The sequence below is a fragment of the Pseudomonas parafulva genome (assembly GCF_000800255.1).
Taxonomy (GTDB): Bacteria; Pseudomonadota; Gammaproteobacteria; order Pseudomonadales; family Pseudomonadaceae; genus Aquipseudomonas; species Aquipseudomonas boreofloridensis.
Map to the genome: position 1 here is coordinate 420,854 of NZ_CP009747.1, position 19,073 is coordinate 439,926.

Sequence of the window (19,073 nt, forward strand, 5' to 3'; positions counted from 1 at the left end):
GTGGAGGGTTTCTGCGAAGATTCATCCTGCACTATCAGTTTCTTCCTATAGGAGTTTCTGTATCGCCTTTCTAGAGTGGGCGCCCTGTCCACCAGGGCCAGCAGCCCTCAGGAGCGGCTCATGCAGCGCCTCGATCTTCTCGTCGTCCAGTCCCGTCCCTCTCACCAGATCACCCTCCACCAAGCCTGCAACGCGCTGGGCGTGTTCAAGGTGCGGGTGGTCAACGACCTGCACAACGCCAAGGCGAGTCTGGCCCAAGCGCCGGATGCGGTGCTCATCGATCATGGTATGCCCACCCTGGCCGTTCAGGCGCTATTGAAAAGCATCGTGCGTCAAGGGCAAGTGCGTGCGGTGCTGTTCATCGGCGCGCCACCGGCGGGGGCACCGAACCTGTCCGTGGAAGCGTGGCGCAGAGGGTTGTGGGTGGTCGCCAACCTTTCCTGGCCGCTCTCGATGCCGGCCTTGCACGCTGCGCTGTTGCGCCTGCGTCCGGCGATCGGTGGGCTGCAGACGCGGGATATCGAAACTGTCACCTCCAGCCTCCATGCTCGATGACGCGGCGACCGTCAAGCGAACTTTCCGCTTCGCTTGGCGGTCAGTTTCGTTAGGTTACCGACAAAGCGAGTACGCCGGATGGAAAGAATCTGCACCCTGCTCAATGATGCCCTGTCACCCTATCAGGTCCAGCTCGATGCCGTGGACGCCAGCGGCGACCGCCAGTTGAGCGTCGTCGATACGCGCGGCACATCCGTGCTGCGGCGCTCTGTCAGCCTGTTGCAGTTGCAGGATCAGCGGCTGCTGGTGGATCTGGTGGACGGTCTGCACCGCGACCTGCAGATCGTCGAAGGCCGCTTGCAACCGTGCGTGATCGCGGCGCTGCGTCAGCCCGTGCAAACTCAGGGAACCTTCGCGTAAGCGCCCCGTCACATTTCTTGACCCTGTGGTGATACTGCTTTGCTCCGGTGGTATCGACCCAGGGCGCAAGGCCCGCAAGGCCTTTGCTTGACCCCGTTGGCTGTGCGACAGCCTGCGGGGTTTCTTTTTAGCGATCAGCGCTGTGGGCGGCGTCCGGTGGCTGCTCTGCTTGCAACAGCCGGCGCGCCTGTTTCAGGTAGTGTTCGCGCAGTTCGGGATCCAGCCATCGGGCATAGCGCTCAAGCAACTCCGTTGAGCGCAGATGGGGCAGAAGCCGGTCGATCTTGGCGATGGCCTCTCGACCTGCCGGGGTGTTGGAGCAACCGACGTGGATCAGTTGATAGCGTTTGGCGCCCTTGATCGAGAGAAACGCATACGCGTCCAACGCGTTGCCTTGCTGTTGAAGCAGATAGCGTGCTTCAGGCCAGTAACCCAATACCACGTGCAACCGCCCTAACTGCTGCATCTGCAATAGATTGGCGGTGGCATCGTTGCCGTAGTGCCGACTCAACGCCGAGTCAGGCAACTGGCTGAGGATCGCATCGGTTTCTTGCCCGTAACTGCGGCCGGCGACGACGCCCAGTTTCAGACCCGGCGTGCCGAGCAATTGCGTGAGGTCCACGGAGGTCTGGCCTGCGGACAGGTTCAGTGCTGCCAGGTCCTGTCTACGCACGATCACGCCACTGCTCACGATCGGTAGCAAAGGCTGGGAAAATTTCGCGAAGCTGGCCCGCTCCGGCGTCCACAGCAGCGTCGGATCGCAGGTGAGGGTAGGGTCCTGCAGCATCTGGATGCCACGCGGGCGGTTGACGCGCACGATGCTGTGTTGGTACTCCGGCAACTGCTCGATCAACTGGGGTAGCAGGCTGTCGATCACACCCTGACCTTTTTCCGTGCCTTCGTAAATGGTGAACGGCGGTAGGTCACGTACCAGCCAGGTCAGGCGCTCACCCGCCTTCGCAGGTTGCAGCGCCAGTAGCGGCAGGATGCACAGCAGCAGGCGCTGCGCGGCCCTTTGAAGTTGAATCAGATGGCCCCCTGTTCGCGCAGTCGGGCAATGTCGGCCTCGCTGTAGCCCAGGCGGGTCAGCAACGTGGCGGTGTGCTCGCCAAGGGCCGGCCCCACCCATTCGGTAGAGCCGGGCGTGTCCGAAAGCTTGGGAACGATGCCCGGCATCTTGAACGGCTTGCCGTCTGGCAGCCGAGCCTGGACGAACATTTCCCGAGCGAGAAACTGCGGGTCGTGGAACATGTCTTCGGCTGAATAGATGCGACTGGCGGGCACACCGGCGTCGTTCAGCACCTGCATCACCTGATCCAGCGGCAAACCGTTGACCCAACGGTCGATCACGCCATACAACTCGTCGCGGCGCAGGTCGCGACCGTCATTGCTGGAAAGAGTGGGGTCGTCGGCAAGGTCGTTACGGCCGATGGCCTGCATGAAGCGCTTGAAGATCGCATCGCCATTGGCGCCGATCTGCACATGGCGGCCGTCGGCACTGGTGTGGATACACGACGGGGTGATGCCCGGCATGATGTTGCCGGTGCGTTCGCGGATGAAACCGAATACGTCGAATTCCGGCACCATGCTTTCCATCATGGCGAAGATCGCTTCGTACAAGGCCACGTCCACCACTTGTCCCTGGCCACCGTTGACCTCCCGATGACGCAAGGCCATCAGCGCACCGATCACGCCCCATAAGGCGGCGATCGAGTCGCCGATTGAGATGCCCGTACGCACCGGTGGCCGGTCGTCGAAGCCGGTGATGTAGCGCAGGCCGCCCATGGATTCGCCGACCGCACCGAAGCCGGGCTGGTCCTTCATCGGCCCGCTCTGGCCGAAGCCGGAAAGGCGGACCATCACCAGCCGCGGGTTGAGGGCGTGCAGCACGTCCCAGCCCAGGCCCAGCTTTTCCAGCACGCCGGGGCGGAAGTTCTCGATCAGGATGTCGGCCTCGGCCAGCAGCCGCTTGAGCACCTCGCGACCCTCCGGGTCTTTGAGATTCAGGGTGAGCGACTGTTTGTTGCGCGCCTGCACGAACCACCACAACGACGTGCCCTCGTAGAGCTTGCGCCACTTGCGCAGCGGATCGCCACCGTCCGGCGATTCGACCTTGATCACCTCGGCACCGAACTCGGCGCAGATGCGCGAGGCGAAGGGTCCGGCGATCAGGGTACCGAGCTCGATCACCTTGAGGCCGGCGAGGGGTTTGGCAGGACTGGACATGGTGGATCCGTGACGGCTGAAAAGAGGGCTTGGTTTTATCACAGCTGGCTCGATGCAGGTAATGGCTCGCGACAGCGGTTGCGTGCCTGTGCGCACTGACGGACGACACGAGCCCCTCTGCGCACGCGGATCGGGTAAACTCTCCGACTTTCTTCGAAGAAGCCTCTGCCCCATGGCCCAGCCGTCCACCACCTACAAGTTCGAACTCAATCTCACCGACCTCGACCGTGGCGTGTACGAAAACGTACGCCGGACCATCGCCCGTCATCCGTCCGAGACCGAGGAGCGCATGGCTGTTCGCTTGCTGGCCTACGCGCTCTGGTACAACGAACAGTTGGCCTTCGGGCGCGGTCTGTCGGACGTCGATGAGGCGGCAGTGTGGGAAAAGAGCCTGGATGATCGGATCCTGCATTGGATCGAGGTGGGCCAGCCCGATGCCGATCGCCTGACCTGGTGCTCGCGTCGCACCGAGCGCACCAGCCTGCTGGCCTACGGCAGCCTGCGGGTGTGGGAGGGCAAGGTGGTGCCGGCGGTCAAGGGCCTGAAGAACCTGAGCATCGCGGCGGTGCCGCAAGAGGTGCTGGACGTGCTGGCCACCGACATGCCGCGCACCATCAAGTGGGACGTGATGATCAGTGAAGGCACGCTCTTCGTGACCGACGACCGGGGTCAGCACGAAGTCCAACTGCAGTGGCTGCTCGGCGAGCGCGGCTGACCTGATTCGACCTGACTGAAGAGCCCCATGCGCATCGAGCCCCGCCCCCTGCCTGCAACCCTGCCGTTTCTCGGCCAACTGCCGCCCCTGCTGACCCGTCTGTACGCCGCCCGTGGCGTGCAGAGTGAGCTGGAACTGGACAAGAGCCTGGCGCGCTTGCTGCCCTATCAGCAGCTCAAGGGCATCGACGCTGCCGTGGACCTGCTGGTGGAGGCCCTGGACCGGCGCCAGCGCATCCTCATCGTCGGCGACTTCGACGCTGATGGCGCTACAGCCAGCACCGTCGGCGTGCTCGGCCTGCGTCTGCTCGGTGCAGCCCAGGTCGATTACCTGGTGCCTAATCGCTTCGAGTACGGTTACGGCCTGACGCCGGAAATCGTCGAGGTGGCGCTGCAGCGCGAGCCGCACCTGCTGGTGACGGTGGACAACGGGATCTCCAGCGTCGAAGGCGTCGCTGCGGCGAAGGCGGCCGGGCTCAAGGTGCTGGTCACCGACCACCACTTGCCGGGCGAGCAGTTGCCGCAGGCTGATGCCATCGTCAACCCGAACCAGCCCGGTTGCACCTTCCCCAGCAAATCGCTGGCCGGGGTGGGGGTGATCTTCTACGTGCTCATGGCGCTGCGCGCGCGCTTGCGCAGCCTGGGCCGCTACGAGACCCAGGCGCAACCGAACATAGGGGAGTTACTCGATCTGGTGGCCCTGGGCAGCGTCGCCGATGTGGTGCCGCTGGATGCCAACAACCGCATCCTGGTTCATCAGGGACTCGAGCGCATCCGTGCGGGCCGCGCGAGACCTGGCCTGAAGGCCATCCTTGAAGTCGCGCGGCGCGATCATCGGCGCATCACCTCAACCGACCTGGGCTTCATTCTCGGGCCTCGGCTCAATGCAGCAGGGCGTCTGGACGACATGAGCCTGGGCATCGAATGCCTGCTCTGCGAAGACCCCGCCACGGCGTTGGACATGGCAGCGCAACTGGATGGGCTCAACCAGGACCGCAAGTCCATCGAACAAGGCATGCAGCGCGAAGCGTTGGCCCAGCTCAAGGACCTGCCGCTCGACGCCATGCCCTATGGGCTGTGCCTGTTCGATGCCGAATGGCACCAGGGCGTGATCGGCATCCTCGCCTCGCGCTTGAAGGAGCGCTATCACCGTCCGACCATCGCCTTCGCCGACGCCGGCGAAGGCATGCTCAAGGGCTCGGCGCGCTCGGTACCGGGGTTTCACATTCGCGATGCCCTGGATGCGGTGGCGGCGCGGCACCCCCAGTTGATCAGCAAGTTCGGCGGACATGCCATGGCGGCAGGCTTGTCGCTGCCGGCTGAGCATTTCCCGGTGTTCGCCGAGGCGTTCGACCAGGAGGTGCGACGCCAATTGGATGAGGACGATCTGACCGGTCGGTTGCTGTCCGACGGCAGCCTGGCGGTCGAGGAGTTCCACCTCGACCTTGCCCGCGCCCTGCGTAATGCCGGCCCCTGGGGGCAGCATTTTCCCGAGCCGTTGTTCCACGGCGTGTTTGAGTTGGTGGAGCAACGGGTGGTCGGCGAGCGCCATCTGAAAGTGGTGCTCAAGAGCGAGTGCGGTTCGCTGCGTCTTGATGGCATCGCTTTCAGCGTCGATCGCGAGGTATGGCCCAACCCGACGGTGCGCTGGGTGGAGCTGGCCTACAAACTGGATGTGAACGAGTTTCGCGGCAACGAAAGTGTGCAGTTGATGATTGCGCATATGGAGCCGCGCTGAGGGCTCGGCGCATTCGCTCGGGATGGCGGCGCCAGGCCGCGACCGATGACCGTGCAGGTGCCATGGCCTGAATTTTCGGGAACCGATCCCCAGGGTAATCTGGTCTAGTCTCAAGGAACGCCGGTAATGGTCCAGGATCGCACCACAGCGCCTGGGTCGGACCGTCATTGCAGACCTTCGGAGGCCCTCCCATGAGCATGCTGCTTGAGCCCTACACCCTGCGTCAGCTGACGTTGCCCAATCGCATCGCCGTTTCACCGATGTGCCAGTACTCGAGCGTCGATGGCCTGGCTAACGACTGGCATCTGGTCCACCTGGGCAGTCGCGCTGTCGGCGGCGCTGGCCTGGTGATCACGGAGGCCGTCGCGGTGACCGCCGACGGGCGCATCACCGCAGAAGACCTTGGGTTGTGGAACGACGAACAGATCGCTCCGTTGCAACGCATCACCCGTTTCATCACCGCCCAGGGCGCGGTTCCAGGTATCCAGTTGGCCCACGCCGGGCGCAAGGCCAGTACCCATCGGCCCTGGCTCGGCAAGCATGGCAGCGTCGCGCCGCAGGAGGGTGGATGGCAGCCGGTGGGGCCGTCGAAGATCGCCTTCGACCCCCAGCACACCGCGCCGCGCGAACTGAGCCACGATGATATCCAGGAGGTCGTCGAGGCATTCGTGGAGGCCGCGCGGCGCGCCCTGGCCGCGGGCTTCAAAGTGGTGGAACTGCACGCCGCCCACGGCTACCTGCTGCATCAATTCCTCTCGCCATTGAGCAATCAGCGCTGTGACGACTATGGCAGTTCCTTCGACAACCGCATCCGTCTGACCTTGCAGGTGACCGAAGCGGTGCGCGAGGTCTGGCCCAAGGAACTGCCGCTGTTCGTACGGGTGTCGGCCACCGATTGGGTCGAGGATGGCTGGAACCCTGACGAGACGGTGGAGCTGGCGCGCCGGCTGCGGGCGCTGGGCGTGGACCTGATCGATGTGTCCTCTGGCGGTACCTCGGTCAACGCTGAGATTCCCACCGGGCCCGGTTATCAGACGCGCTTCGCCGAACGGGTGCGCAAGGAGTCGGAAATCGCCACCGGCACCGTCGGCATGATCACCGAACCGGCCCAGGCCGAGCACATCCTGCGCACCGGTCAGGCCGACCTGATCTTCCTGGCCCGCGAGCTGCTGCGCGACCCTTACTGGCCGCTGCATGCCGACGATGACTTGGGCGGCAACAAGGCTACTTGGCCTGCCCAGTACCAGCGCGCCACTCATCGCGCCAACCCCATTCACGAGTCGGATTTGCGCGATTAAGCCTGGATTCAGACTGCGGTCGTAATCTGGCGCTTTCCTGTCCTTGAGGGTTCGCCAGATGAATACCCGTGGTCTGCTCGATCAATTGCTCAAATCCGGCCAATCGCTGCTGCAGAATTCGTCGGGCAAGCCCGGTACCGGCAAGGTGCCGGGGCTCGGCGATCTGCTCGGCGGCAAGGCCGGCGGCCTGGGAGGCCTGGTTTCCGGCGCCGGTGGCGGCGCCTTGGCGGCCGGCGCCATGGGCCTGCTGATGGGCAACAAGAAGGTGCGCAAGGTCGGTGGCAAGGTGCTGACCTACGGTGGCCTCGCCGCACTGGGCGTGCTGGCCTACAAGGCCTACGGCAACTGGCAGGCGCGTCAGGGCCAGGGCGACGCTGGCGAGCCGCAGACGCTCGACCGACTGCCGCCAGCCCAGGCCGAGCAACACAGCCAGGCCGTACTCAAGGCCCTGGTGGCCGCCGCCAAGGCCGATGGCCATATCGATGCGCGTGAGCGTGAGCTGATCGAAGGCGAGTTCACGCGCCTGGACAGCGACCCAGAGCTGCAGCGCTGGTTGCAGGGCGAACTGAACAAGCCGCTCGATCCGGCAGAGGTGGCGCGTGCGGCGCAAACGTCGGAGATGGCCGCCGAGATGTACCTGGCCAGCGTGATGATGGTCGATCAGGAGCACTTCATGGAACGTGCTTACCTCGACGAACTGGCTCGCCAACTGCGCCTGGAACCGGCACTGCGCGAGGAACTTGAACTGCAGGTCAGGCAGGTATCGACATCCTGAGATGGCTTTTAGCTACCCATCGGGCACGGAAGCCCGGTAAGCCTTCAATTCTCCCGATAAAGCGTCAGGCGCCTGGGCTATACTTCGACGATTTTCCCGCTCGTGAAGCTTTCCTGAGGGCTGATTGTGAAGAACTGGACCTTGCGCCAACGGATCCTGGCAAGCTTTGCCGTGATCATCGCCATCATGCTGTTGATGATCGTGGCCGCCTACTCGCGTTTGGTGACCATCGAGTCCAGCGAGGAAGCGGTGGGGTCCGACAGCATTCCCGGCATCTACTACAGCTCGATGATCCGCAGCGCCTGGGTCGACAGCTACGTCGCGACCCAGCAGTTGGTCGGCCTGTCCGAGCACCGCGAGCTGAGCTCGGCCGACGCCGAGTTGTTCAAGGGCTTCCACGACCGGCTCAAAGAACAGATGGCCAACTACCAGGGCACCATCCAGGATGCCCAGGATCAAGCCTCCTTCGATACCTTCGTAGGGCTTGAACAAGCGTACGAGAAGGCCATCGATCAGGTACTGGGTGCCTATCGAGCAGAGAACTATGCCGAAGCCGAGCGCCTGATCATCGAGGTGCTCACCCCGGCCTGGACCGCTGGCCGCAAGCACCTGAACACGGTCATCGACCGCAACACCGAAGCAGCCAATGCCGCCACGCGGGACATCGTCGATGCGGTGGCCACGGCCAAGGTGAGCATGGTGGTGTCGCTGATCCTGGCGATTCTCGCCGCCGGCATCTGCGGCCTGCTGCTGATGCGGGTCATCAGCGCGCCCATGCGCAGCATCGTGCAGGCCCTGGACAAACTCAGCTCTGGCGACCTCAGCGTGCGCCTGAGCATGGCGCGCAAGGATGAGTTCGGCGCCATCGAGACCGGCTTCAACGACATGGCCGAGGCATTGGCCAACCTGGTCGCCCAGGCCCAGCGCTCGTCGGTCCAGGTCACGACTTCGGTCACCGAGATTGCTGCCACCTCCAAGCAGCAACAGGCCACCGCCACCGAAACCGCAGCCACCACCACTGAAATCGGCGCGACCTCGCGCGAGATCGCCGCGACCTCTCGCGACCTGGTGCGCACCATGACCGAGGTCACCAGCGCCGCCGATCAGGCCTCCAGCCTGGCCGGCTCCGGTCAGCAAGGCCTGGCGCGGATGGAGGAAACCATGCACCAGGTGATGGGCGCGGCCGACCTGGTCAACGCCAAGCTGGGCATCCTCAACGAGAAGGCCGGCAACATCAATCAGGTGGTGGTGACCATCGTCAAGGTGGCCGACCAGACCAACCTGCTGTCGCTCAACGCCGCCATCGAAGCCGAGAAGGCCGGTGAGTATGGCCGTGGCTTCGCCGTGGTGGCCACTGAGGTGCGTCGCCTGGCCGATCAGACCGCGGTGGCCACCTACGACATCGAGCAGATGGTGCGCGAGATCCAGTCTGCGGTGTCGGCTGGGGTCATGGGCATGGACAAGTTCTCCGAAGAAGTGCGCCGCGGCATGTTCGAGGTGCAGCAGGTGGGCGAGCAGCTCACCCAGATCATCCATCAGGTGCAGGCCCTGGCGCCGCGCGTGCTGATGGTCAACGAAGGCATGCAGGCGCAAGCCACCGGTGCCGAGCAGATCAACCAGGCGCTGGCTCAGTTGAGCGATGCCAGCACGCAAACGGTCGAGTCGCTGCGTCAGGCCAGCTTCGCCATCGACGAATTGAGTCAGGTGGCAACCGGACTGCGCGGCGGCGTCTCGCGCTTCAAAGTCTGACGACGATGGCCGAGCCGCAATCGCACGAGCAGCGCCAGACCGCGAACAAGGGCGTGTTGTACCTGCAGTTCAGCATTGGCCAGCAGCGCTTCGCCCTGGACGTGCGCGAGGTGATCGAGGTGCTGCCGCTGCGCCCGCTCAAGCCCATCGCCCAGGCACCGCATTGGGTGGCCGGAATTCTTGGTCATCGCGGTACGCTGGTGCCGGTCATCGACCTGTCGGCGCTGAGCTTCGGCGCACCTGCGCCGCGCCGCACCAGTACGCGTCTGGTGTTGGTGCACTATCAAGGCGATCCCCTGCGCGCGCCGCTTCGCCTGGGCCTGGTGCTGGAACAGGCCACCCACACCCTGCGCTGCCAACCCGATGAGTTCCTGCCGTATGGCGTGGATAACCGCGAAGCACGCTACCTCGGCCCGGTACGACAGGACGAACATGGCCTGCTGCAGCGCATTCAGGTCGATGATTTGCTCGACGAGGATGTGCGCCGGCTGCTGTTCCCCGAAGTCTCTGAAGCGGAGGCTGAATGAGCGAGCAGCGCTTTTTCCGCTTCCTCCAGGAGCGCATCGGGCTGGACGTGGAGTCGGTGGGCGCCTCGATGGTGGAGCGCGCCTTGCGCCAACGCTGTGCGGCGTCGGCGGCCGGCGACCTCGACCACTATTGGCTGTGCCTGCAGCAATCGACCGTCGAGCAACAGGCGCTGATCGAGGCGGTGATCGTGCCGGAGACCTGGTTCTTCCGGTACCCCGAGTCGTTCACCGCGCTGGCCACCTTGGCCCGTAAGCGCCTGGCCGAACTGGCCGGTGCCCGGCCCTTGCGCCTGCTCAGCCTACCGTGCTCGACCGGCGAAGAGCCCTATTCGATTTCCATGGCGTTGCTCGACGCGGGCTTTGCGCCCTGTGCTTTCCGCGTCGATGCCATGGACATCAGCCCCAGCTCCATCGCGCGCGCCGAACTCGCGGTGTATGGACGCAATTCGTTCCGCGGCAGCGATCTGGCCTTCCGTGACCGGCACTTCGAAGGCGTCAACGACAGCTACCAGTTGTCCGAGCGAGTCCGCCGGCAGGTCAGCCTGGAAGCGGCCAACGTGCTCGACCCGGCGTTACGCGCGCGCAGTGGACTGTATGACATCGTGTTCTGCCGCAACCTGCTGATCTATTTCGACATCCCGACTCAGCAGCGCGTGTTCGAGGTATTGAAGCTGTTGCTGCACGACGACGGCGTATTGTTCATTGGTCCGGCCGAGGGCAGTCTGCTGGCACGCCTGGGCATGCGCCCGGTCGGTATCGCGCAGTCGTTCGCCTATGTGCGCCAGGATCCCGCTAGCGTCACTGCGCCGCCCAGTCCCGCACCTGTCGTGCGTGTGGCGGCGACGCCCGCACCGCCACCGCGAGCGACTGCCTGGGCGCCGAATGCGCTGCAGGCTACCCGCACTCCGCCAGCGCCGATCAGGCCGCTGCCAGAACCGGCGGCGAGCGAGGGTGAGCCCGAACTGCTGGCGAGCATTGCGCGCTTGGCCAACAGCGGTGCCAGCGATCAGGCCCGCGCCAGTTGCGAGCGTTACTTGCGCCAGTTCGCGCCCAAGGCCCAGGTGTATTACTGGCTGGGCTTGCTCAGCGATACCCAGGGCGACGCCGGCGAGGCGCTCAAGCATTACCGCAAGGCACTGTATCTGGAGCCGCAGCATGCCGAGGCACTGATGCACCTGGCCGCGTTGTTGGCCTCCCAGGGCGACAGTGCCGGCGCACGGCGCCTGCAGGCGCGTGCGGCGAAGGCGGACCGGGAGTCTGAACGATGAGCGAGCAACAGGGCCTGCCACTGATCGCCCGGGCCGACGACGATATCGATGACTGCTGGAACCGCATCGGTGTTCACGGCGACAAGCAATGCCCGTTGCTTGAACGGCATATCCACTGTCGCAACTGCGAAGTGCACGCCGCTGCGGCCACCCGACTGCTGGACCGCTACGCGCTGCAACAGGACGAGCAGGTCGAGGCCGTCAGCGTCGAGCCGAGGGCTGCGGGACGCTCCATGCTGCTGTTCCGGCTGGGCGAGGAGTGGCTGGCGCTGGCCACAGCCTGCCTGGCGGAGATCGAACCGTTGCTGCCGGTGCATTCGCTACCGCACCAACGCTCGCGGGTCCTGCAGGGGGTGGCCAACGTGCGCGGTGCGCTGGTGCCGTGCCTGTCCTTCGCCGACCTGCTGGGCGTGGCCGCAGTCTCAGGCGCTGAGCGCCCGGGCCGAATCATGCCGCGCATGCTGATCCTTGCCGCCGAGGGCGGGCCGGTGGTGTTGCCGGTGGACGAGGTCGACGGCATCCATCGTCTGGACCTCGCGCAGGCGCAGGACGAGCGCGACGCCGCGACCTTCACCCTGGCGGTACTGCAGTGGCGTGCCCGCAGCGTGCGCGTGCTGGATGAGCGCCAACTTCTGTCTGCCGTGAAGCGGAGCCTGTCATGACCCCGGAGCAAATGCGCGACGCTTCGCTGCTCGAACTGTTCAGCCTGGAGGCCGAGGCCCAGACCCAGGTGCTCAGTGCCGGCCTGCTGGCATTGGAGCGCAATCCGGCCCAGGCCGATCAGCTCGAGGCCTGCATGCGTGCCGCGCACTCGCTCAAGGGCGCCGCGCGAATCGTCGGGATCGATGCGGGCGTCAGCGTGGCCCATGTCATGGAAGACTGCCTGGTGGCGGCTCAGGAACAGCGACTGCTGCTGCGCCCGGAGCACATCGACGCCCTGTTGCAGGGCACCGATCTGCTCATGCGAATCGCCACCCCGGGCGATCTGCAAGGCGAGGCAGCGGTGCCGGCGTTCCTGGTGCAGATGGCGGCGCTGCTCGATCCCACCGCGCCCATCGTGCCGCGCCCGAGCCTGCCGGCCGAGCCTGCGCCCGCCCCGACCCCAGCGTACCCGCCGGCGTTGCCGGTGGCCACGGTCGAGCGCGAACCCGAATCTGAAGCGGCGACGGTTACCAAGACCAGCAGGCGAGGCGGTGAGGGCGGCGAGCGGGTATTGCGGGTCACCGCCGATCGCTTGAACAGCTTGCTTGACCTGTCGAGCAAATCCCTGGTGGAAACCCAACGTCTGAAGCCTTACCTGGCCACCCTGCAGCGCCTCAAGCGCATGCATGGCCAGGGCATGCGTGCGCTGGACGGGCTCAGGGGCCAGCTCGAGGGCAGCGCTCAGAACGTCGAGGTGCTCGAGGCCCTGGCCCAGACCCAACGCCTGCTGGCCGAAACCCAGCAGATCCTCCAGCAGCAGGCCGCCGACCTCGACGAGTTCGGCTGGCAGGCCAGTCAACGCGCTCAATTGCTGTATGACACGGCGCTGGCGTGCCGCATGCGGCCGTTCGCCGATGTACTCACCGGGCAGAGCCGCATGGTCCGCGACCTCGGCCGGTCGCTCGGCAAGCAGGTGCAGTTGCTGATCGAGGGCGACAAGACGCAGGTCGACCGTGATGTGCTGGAGCGCCTGGATGCACCGCTCACCCATTTGCTGCGCAACGCCGTCGACCACGGCATCGAGTCGCCGGAGCAGCGCTTGCTGGCGGGCAAACCGGCCGATGGCACCTTGCGCTTGCGCGCGTCCCATCAGGCCGGCTTGTTGATCCTCGAGCTGACCGACGATGGCGCCGGTATCGACCTGGAGCGCCTGCGCCGCAGCATCGTCGAGCGCGCGTTGTCGCCGGCCGAAACCGTCGCACAGATGAGTGAAGCAGAACTGCTCACCTTCCTGTTTCTGCCGGGTTTCAGCCTGCGCGAGCAGGTCACCGAGGTGTCAGGACGCGGGGTGGGCCTGGATGCGGTGCAGCACATGGTTCGCGAATTACGCGGCTCGATCGAGTTGACCCAGTCGCAAGGCCATGGCTGCTGCTTCCACATGGAAGTACCGCTGACCCTGTCGGTGGTGCGCAGCCTGGTGGTAGAGGTCGGGAGCGAAGCCTACGCCTTCCCGCTGGCGCACATCGAGCGCACCCTCGACGTCCCCGCGCAGTCCATCGTGCAGATCGAGGGGCGCCAGCACTTTTGGCACGAAGACCGCCATATCGGCCTGGTCGCCGCCAGCCAGTTGCTCAATCGTCCGCCCGCGCAGGGTGATGCGGACAGTCTGCGCGTAGTGGTCATCCGTGAGCGCGAGCAGCTCTATGGGGTGGCGGTCGAGCGCCTGATCGGCGAGCGGGTGCTGGTGGTGATGCCGCTGGATCCGCGCCTGGGCAAGGTGCAGGACATTTCTTCCGGGGCGTTGCTCGACGACGGCTCGGTGGTGCTGATCATCGATGTCGAAGACTTGCTGCGCTCGGTGGACAAGCTGCTCAGCACCGGTCGCCTGGAGCGCATCGAGCGCAGCGCGGGCGCTGGTCGAGGCGTACCGCGCAAGCGCGTGCTGGTGGTCGACGATTCGCTCACCGTGCGCGAATTGCAGCGCAAGCTACTCAGCACGCGCGGCTACGAGGTGGCCGTGGCGGTCGATGGCATGGATGGCTGGAATGCGCTTCGGGGCGAGGACTTCGACCTGTTGATCACCGACATCGACATGCCGCGCATGGATGGCATCGAACTGGTGACTTTGGTTCGCCGCGACAATCGATTGCAGTCATTACCGGTGATGGTGGTGTCATACAAAGACCGGGAAGAAGACCGACGACGTGGTCTGGACGCCGGTGCCGACTATTATCTGGCCAAGGCCAGCTTCCATGACGATGCGTTGCTGGACGCCGTGGTGGAGCTGATCGGAGGGGCACAAGGATGAAAATCGCCATCGTCAATGACATGCCCATGGCCGTGGAAGCCTTGCGCCGTGCGCTGGCTTTCGAGCCTGCCCATGAAGTGGTGTGGGTCGCGGGTAACGGTGAGGAGGCCGTGCGTAAGTGCGCCGAGCTCACGCCCGACCTGATTCTCATGGACCTGATCATGCCGGTGATGGACGGCGTCGAGGCGACGCGACGCATCATGGCCGAAACGCCCTGCGCGATCGTCATCGTCACGGTGGATCGCAAGCAGAACGTGCACCGCGTGTTCGAGGCCATGGGCCACGGCGCGCTCGATGTGGTCGATACGCCGGCGCTGGGCGCGGGCGATGCCCGTGAGGCTGCCGCGCCGTTGCTGCGCAAGATCCTCAATATCGGCTGGCTGATCGGTCAGCAACGCTCCAGTGCGGCACGTTCGCTGGATGCACCGGCGCGTACGCCGGCGTCTCGCTGTGCGTTGGTGGCCATCGGCTCCTCAGCCGGTGGTCCGGCGGCTCTGGAAGTGCTGCTCAAGGCGTTGCCGCGGGATTTTCCCGCCGCCATCGTGCTGGTCCAGCATGTCGATCAGGTGTTCGCCGCCGGGATGGCCGAGTGGCTCAGCGGGGTGTCCGGGCTGCCGGTGCGCCTGGCGCGCGAGGGCGAGCCGCCGCAGCCGGGCCAGGTGCTGCTGGCCGGCACCAACCACCATATTCGGCTGTTGCAGAACGGCCAATTGGCGTACACCGCCGAGCCGGTCAACGAAATCTATCGACCCTCGATCGACGTGTTCTTCGAGAGTGTGGCGCGCTTCTGGCGCAGCGAGGCGGTGGGCGTACTGCTCACCGGCATGGGCCGTGACGGCGCCCAGGGTTTGAAGCTGATGCGTGAACAGGGCTTTCTGACCATTGCCCAGGACCAGCAGAGCAGTGCGGTATATGGCATGCCCAAAGCGGCCGCGGCGATCCAGGCGGCCGTCGAGATTCGGCCGCTGGAACGGATTGCCGGGCGACTAGTGGAAATCTTTCCGAAATGACGACATGTGTTGAGTCACGCCGAGTGGTCGGTGGTGATCTGGTGAATACAGATGAATGATCTACCGATCGAAGGTTTCACGACGATCAACGAAGGTGCCGCGATGGTCCTGCTGGTCGATGACCAGGCGATGATCGGTGAGGCGGTGCGTCGCGGGCTGTCCCATGAAGAGAACATCGACTTCCACTTCTGCGCCGACCCGCATCAGGCGGTGGCCCAGGCGATGCGCATCAAGCCCACGGTGATCCTGCAGGACTTGATCATGCCGGGCCTGGACGGTCTGACCCTGGTGCGCGAATACCGCAACAACCCCGCCACCCAGGATATCCCGATCATCGTCCTCTCGACCAAGGAGGATCCGCTGGTCAAGAGCGCCGCCTTCGCCGCCGGAGCCAACGATTACCTGGTCAAGCTGCCGGACACCATCGAGTTGGTGGCGCGCATCCGCTATCACTCGCGCTCCTACCTGACCCTGTTGCAGCGCGACGAGGCCTACCGGGCCTTGCGGGTGAGCCAGCAGCAGTTGCTCGACACCAATCTGATGCTGCAGCGGCTGATGAACTCCGATGGCCTGACCGGGCTGTCGAACCGCCGCCACTTCGACGAGTACCTGGAGCTCGAGTGGCGCCGGGCCATGCGCGAGCAGCAGCAATTGTCGTTGCTGATGATCGACGTGGACTACTTCAAGGCCTACAACGACAGCTTTGGCCATCTGGCCGGCGACGAGGCCTTGCGCCAGGTGGCCGAGGCCATTCGCGGTTCCTGTTCGCGGCCCAGTGACCTGCCGGCGCGCTACGGCGGCGAGGAGTTCGCCCTGGTGCTGCCCAATACCTCACCGGGTGGCGCGCGCCTGATCGCGGAAAAGCTGCGCCAGACCGTCCTGGCGCTGAAGATTCCCCACAGCGCACCGCAGGCGGACTCGAGCCTGACCGTGAGCATCGGCCTGGCCACCCAGACCCCGGCGATCGGCAGCCATTGCCGGCAACTGATCTCGGCGGCGGACAAAGGCCTGTACCAGGCCAAGAATAGCGGTCGCAATCAGGTGGGTATCGCCTGAAAGCAGCGTCTGCGGGAGCGGGGGCGGTGGCCTGATTGCCCAGGTCGACGTGTCGCCCTTTCGCGACACATGGCCGCTCCCGCACTGCCGTACCGCTACGGACTGCGATATACTCGCGGGCTTTTCACCGAATTCGCGCGAGAGCTGCCCGCCCATGGAAATCCAACCGATCCTCAATACCATCAAGGACCTTACCGAGCGTTCCCAGTCAATTCGGGGGTATCTTTGACTACGATCACAAAAGTGATCGTCTGATCGAAGTCAACCGCGAGCTGGAAGACCCGGCCGTCTGGAACAAGCCTGAGTATGCCCAGAGCCTGGGCCGCGAGCGGGCCATGCTGGCGCAGGTCGTCGAGACCCTGGACAAGCTGTCCGGCGGCCTGGCCGATTGCAAGGACTTGCTCGACATGGCCGTGGAAGAGGGTGACGACGCAGCCGTCAGCGATGTGATCGGCGAACTCGAAGGGCTCGAGGAATCCCTCGCCCAACTGGAGTTCCGCCGCATGTTCAGCGGCGAGATGGACATGAACAACGCCTACCTCGACATCCAGGCAGGTTCTGGCGGCACCGAGGCGCAGGACTGGGCCAACATCCTGCTGCGCATGTACCTGCGCTGGGCCGACAAGCGCGGTTTCGATGCCACCATCATCGAGCTGTCCGAAGGCGAGGTCGCCGGCATCAAGGGCGCCACCGTGCACATCAAGGGCGAATATGCCTTCGGCTGGTTGCGCACCGAGATCGGTGTGCACCGTCTGGTACGCAAGAGCCCGTTCGACTCCGGCGCCCGTCGCCACACCTCTTTCTCGGCGGTGTTCGTTTCGCCGGAAATCGACGACAAGGTCGAGATCGAGATCAATCCGTCCGACCTGCGCGTCGACACCTACCGCTCCTCCGGTGCGGGCGGTCAGCACGTCAACACCACCGACTCGGCGGTGCGTATCACCCACGTGCCGACCAATACCGTGGTGGCGTGCCAGAACGAACGCTCCCAGCACGCCAACAAGGACACCGCCATGAAAATGCTGCGGGCCAAGTTGTACGAGCTGGAAATGCAGAAGCGCAACGCCGCTTCCCAGGCGCTGGAGGACAGCAAGTCGGACATCGGCTGGGGTCACCAGATCCGCTCCTACGTGCTTGACGACTCGCGGATCAAAGACCTGCGCACCGGCGTCGAGCGCAGCGATTGCCAGAAAGTCCTCGACGGCGACCTCGACCAGTACCTCGAAGCGAGCCTCAAGCAGGGCCTGTAAACCGCACACCACCGCCGCGATACCTGGCCTGGGTCCGGTATCGCGTGGCCTGCCCGACAGGGGCAACGAACACCTGATGGAACCAATGACGACATGAGCGACCTGAAGACCGAATCGCAAGACCTGCAACAGGAAGAAAACACCCTGATCGCCCTGCGCAAGGACAAACTTGCCGCCGAGCGGGCCAAGGGCAATGCCTTCCCCAATGACTTCCGTCGCGACAGCTACTGCAACGACCTGCAGAAGCAGTACGTGGACAAGACCAAGGAAGAACTGGAAGCAGCCGCGATTCCGGTCAAGGTCGCCGGCCGCATCATGCTCAACCGTGGCGCGTTCATGGTCATCCAGGACATGACCGGGCGCATCCAGGTCTACGTCAACCGCAAGACCCTGCCCGAGCAGACCCTTGCAGCGGTCAAGACCTGGGACCTGGGCGACATCATCAGCGCTGAAGGGACCCTGGCGCGTTCCGGCAAGGGCGACCTGTACGTCGAGATGACCGACGTGCGCCTGCTGACCAAGTCGCTGCGTCCGCTGCCGGACAAGCACCATGGCCTGACCGACACCGAGCAGCGCTATCGTCAGCGCTACGTCGACCTGATGGTCAACGAGGACACGCGCCACACCTTCCGTGTGCGCTCCCAGGTGATCTCGCACATCCGCAAGTTCCTCGCCGAGCGCGACTTCCTCGAAGTCGAAACGCCGATGCTGCAGACCATTCCCGGTGGCGCCGCCGCCAAGCCTTTCGAAACTCACCACAATGCGCTGGACATGGCCATGTTCCTGCGTATCGCGCCTGAGCTGTACCTCAAGCGTCTGGTGGTCGGCGGCTTCGAGAAAGTCTTCGAGATCAACCGCAACTTCCGCAACGAAGGCGTCTCGACCCGGCACAACCCCGAGTTCACCATGCTCGAGTTCTACCAGGCCTATGCCGATTACCGCGACAACATGGACCTGACCGAAGAGCTGTTCCGCGAGCTGGCACAGTTGGTCCTGGGCAGCACCGACGTGCCCTATGGCGACAAGGTGTTCCACTTCGGTGAGCCATTCGCTCGCCTGAGCGTGTTCGACTCGATCCTCAAGTACAACCCGGAGCTGACCGCGGCCGACCTGCAGGATGTCGACAAGGCCCGTGACATCGCCAAGAAGGCTGGCGCCAAGGTGCTCGGCCACGAGGGCCTGGGCAAGCTGCAGGTGATGATTTTCGAAGAGCTGGTCGAGCACAAGCTGGAACAGCCGCACTTCATCACCGAGTACCCGTTCGAGGTCTCGCCGCTGGCTCGCCGCAACGATGACAACCCGGCCGTCACCGACCGTTTCGAGCTGTTCATCGGCGGCCGTGAAATCGCCAACGCCTATTCCGAGCTCAACGACGCCGAGGACCAGGCCGAGCGCTTCCTGGCCCAGGTGGCCGAGAAGGATGCAGGTGACGACGAAGCCATGCACTACGACGCCGACTTCGTGCGCGCCCTGGAGTACGGCATGCCGCCGACCGCCGGTGAGGGGATCGGTATCGACCGCCTGGTGATGCTGCTGACCAACTCGCCATCGATTCGCGATGTGATCCTCTTCCCGCACATGCGCCCGCAGGCCTGAG

At 64.7% G+C, this 19,073-nt stretch carries 17 protein-coding genes; 15 read left to right on the plus strand and 2 right to left on the minus strand.

The features are described from left to right. The first annotated feature begins 120 nt into the window (after window positions 1-120). Together NJ69_RS01850 and NJ69_RS01855 are read left to right on the plus strand one after the other, a co-directional pair. Window positions 121-555, plus strand: a complete 435-nt coding sequence (locus NJ69_RS01850; protein WP_029613343.1) for a hypothetical protein — start codon at window positions 121-123, stop codon at window positions 553-555. Window positions 556-633: 78 nt separating this feature from the next. Then, window positions 634-915, plus strand: a complete 282-nt coding sequence (locus NJ69_RS01855; protein WP_039575769.1) for a DUF3509 domain-containing protein — start codon at window positions 634-636, stop codon at window positions 913-915. A gap of 127 nt (window positions 916-1,042) precedes the next feature. On the opposite strand, the gene NJ69_RS01860 is transcribed toward NJ69_RS01855, so the two are convergent. After that, window positions 1,043-1,945, minus strand: a complete 903-nt coding sequence (locus tag NJ69_RS01860; protein ID WP_432416634.1) for a TIGR02285 family protein — start codon at window positions 1,943-1,945, stop codon at window positions 1,043-1,045. Then, the gene (locus tag NJ69_RS01865) at window positions 1,942-3,141 is read right to left on the minus strand and encodes a CaiB/BaiF CoA transferase family protein (RefSeq protein WP_039575772.1); all 1,200 of its coding nucleotides are present in this window, start codon (window positions 3,139-3,141) and stop codon (window positions 1,942-1,944) included. Before NJ69_RS01865 ends, NJ69_RS01860 begins: the two co-directional genes overlap by 4 nt. A 172-nt stretch (window positions 3,142-3,313) precedes the next feature. Here NJ69_RS01865 and NJ69_RS01870 point away from each other — a divergent pair, with 172 nt between their 5' ends. The 13 genes from NJ69_RS01870 to lysS all read left to right on the plus strand — a co-directional run bounded on the left by NJ69_RS01870 (window position 3,314) and on the right by lysS (window position 19,072). Further along, window positions 3,314-3,856 (plus strand): YaeQ family protein, encoded by a 543-nt coding sequence (locus NJ69_RS01870; protein WP_039575775.1) that lies wholly within the window; start codon window positions 3,314-3,316, stop codon window positions 3,854-3,856. A gap of 27 nt (window positions 3,857-3,883) precedes the next feature. Continuing rightward, on the plus strand, window positions 3,884-5,593 hold the full coding sequence (gene recJ, locus NJ69_RS01875; protein ID WP_029613340.1) for a single-stranded-DNA-specific exonuclease RecJ: 1,710 nt from the start codon (window positions 3,884-3,886) through the stop codon (window positions 5,591-5,593). Between the two features lie 191 nt (window positions 5,594-5,784). Next, complete coding sequence (locus NJ69_RS01880) at window positions 5,785-6,891, plus strand: NADH:flavin oxidoreductase/NADH oxidase (protein ID WP_039575778.1); 1,107 nt, start codon at window positions 5,785-5,787, stop codon at window positions 6,889-6,891. A gap of 58 nt (window positions 6,892-6,949) precedes the next feature. Continuing rightward, complete coding sequence (locus tag NJ69_RS01885; protein WP_039575779.1) at window positions 6,950-7,666, plus strand: tellurite resistance TerB family protein; 717 nt, start codon at window positions 6,950-6,952, stop codon at window positions 7,664-7,666. A gap of 186 nt (window positions 7,667-7,852) precedes the next feature. Beyond that, complete coding sequence (locus tag NJ69_RS01890; protein WP_408082605.1) at window positions 7,853-9,415, plus strand: methyl-accepting chemotaxis protein; 1,563 nt, start codon at window positions 7,853-7,855, stop codon at window positions 9,413-9,415. A gap of 5 nt (window positions 9,416-9,420) precedes the next feature. Beyond that, a complete protein-coding gene (locus NJ69_RS01895) occupies window positions 9,421-9,942 on the plus strand; it encodes a chemotaxis protein CheW (protein ID WP_029613336.1) in 522 nt (173 codons plus the stop codon). Beyond that, window positions 9,939-11,210 (plus strand): CheR family methyltransferase, encoded by a 1,272-nt coding sequence (locus tag NJ69_RS01900; RefSeq protein ID WP_039575783.1) that lies wholly within the window; start codon window positions 9,939-9,941, stop codon window positions 11,208-11,210. The genes NJ69_RS01895 and NJ69_RS01900 overlap by 4 nt, the downstream gene beginning before the upstream one ends. Next, a complete protein-coding gene (locus tag NJ69_RS01905) occupies window positions 11,207-11,872 on the plus strand; it encodes a chemotaxis protein CheW (RefSeq protein WP_039575784.1) in 666 nt (221 codons plus the stop codon). Before NJ69_RS01900 ends, NJ69_RS01905 begins: the two co-directional genes overlap by 4 nt. Continuing rightward, window positions 11,869-14,160 carry a hybrid sensor histidine kinase/response regulator gene (locus NJ69_RS01910; protein WP_039575786.1) on the plus strand — a complete coding sequence of 764 codons (2,292 nt, stop codon included), beginning with the start codon at window positions 11,869-11,871 and terminating at the stop codon, window positions 14,158-14,160. The genes NJ69_RS01905 and NJ69_RS01910 overlap by 4 nt, the downstream gene beginning before the upstream one ends. Further along, window positions 14,157-15,170 carry a chemotaxis response regulator protein-glutamate methylesterase gene (locus NJ69_RS01915; protein WP_039575787.1) on the plus strand — a complete coding sequence of 338 codons (1,014 nt, stop codon included), beginning with the start codon at window positions 14,157-14,159 and terminating at the stop codon, window positions 15,168-15,170. Before NJ69_RS01910 ends, NJ69_RS01915 begins: the two co-directional genes overlap by 4 nt. Before the next feature lie 51 nt (window positions 15,171-15,221). Then, window positions 15,222-16,226: a response regulator gene (locus NJ69_RS01920; RefSeq protein ID WP_039575790.1), complete on the plus strand. Its 1,005-nt coding sequence runs from the start codon at window positions 15,222-15,224 to the stop codon at window positions 16,224-16,226. 154 nt (window positions 16,227-16,380) lie between these two features. After that, window positions 16,381-17,476, plus strand: a protein-coding gene (gene prfB, locus NJ69_RS22585; protein ID WP_116887664.1) for a peptide chain release factor 2 whose coding sequence is annotated in 2 segments (ribosomal slippage) — window positions 16,381-16,452 and window positions 16,454-17,476 — 1,095 coding nt in all. Because the reading frame shifts where the segments join, the coding sequence is not laid out codon by codon here. A gap of 93 nt (window positions 17,477-17,569) precedes the next feature. Next, the gene (gene lysS / locus NJ69_RS01930; protein WP_039575795.1) at window positions 17,570-19,072 is read left to right on the plus strand and encodes a lysine--tRNA ligase; all 1,503 of its coding nucleotides are present in this window, start codon (window positions 17,570-17,572) and stop codon (window positions 19,070-19,072) included. The last annotated feature ends 1 nt before the right edge of the window (window position 19,073 follow it).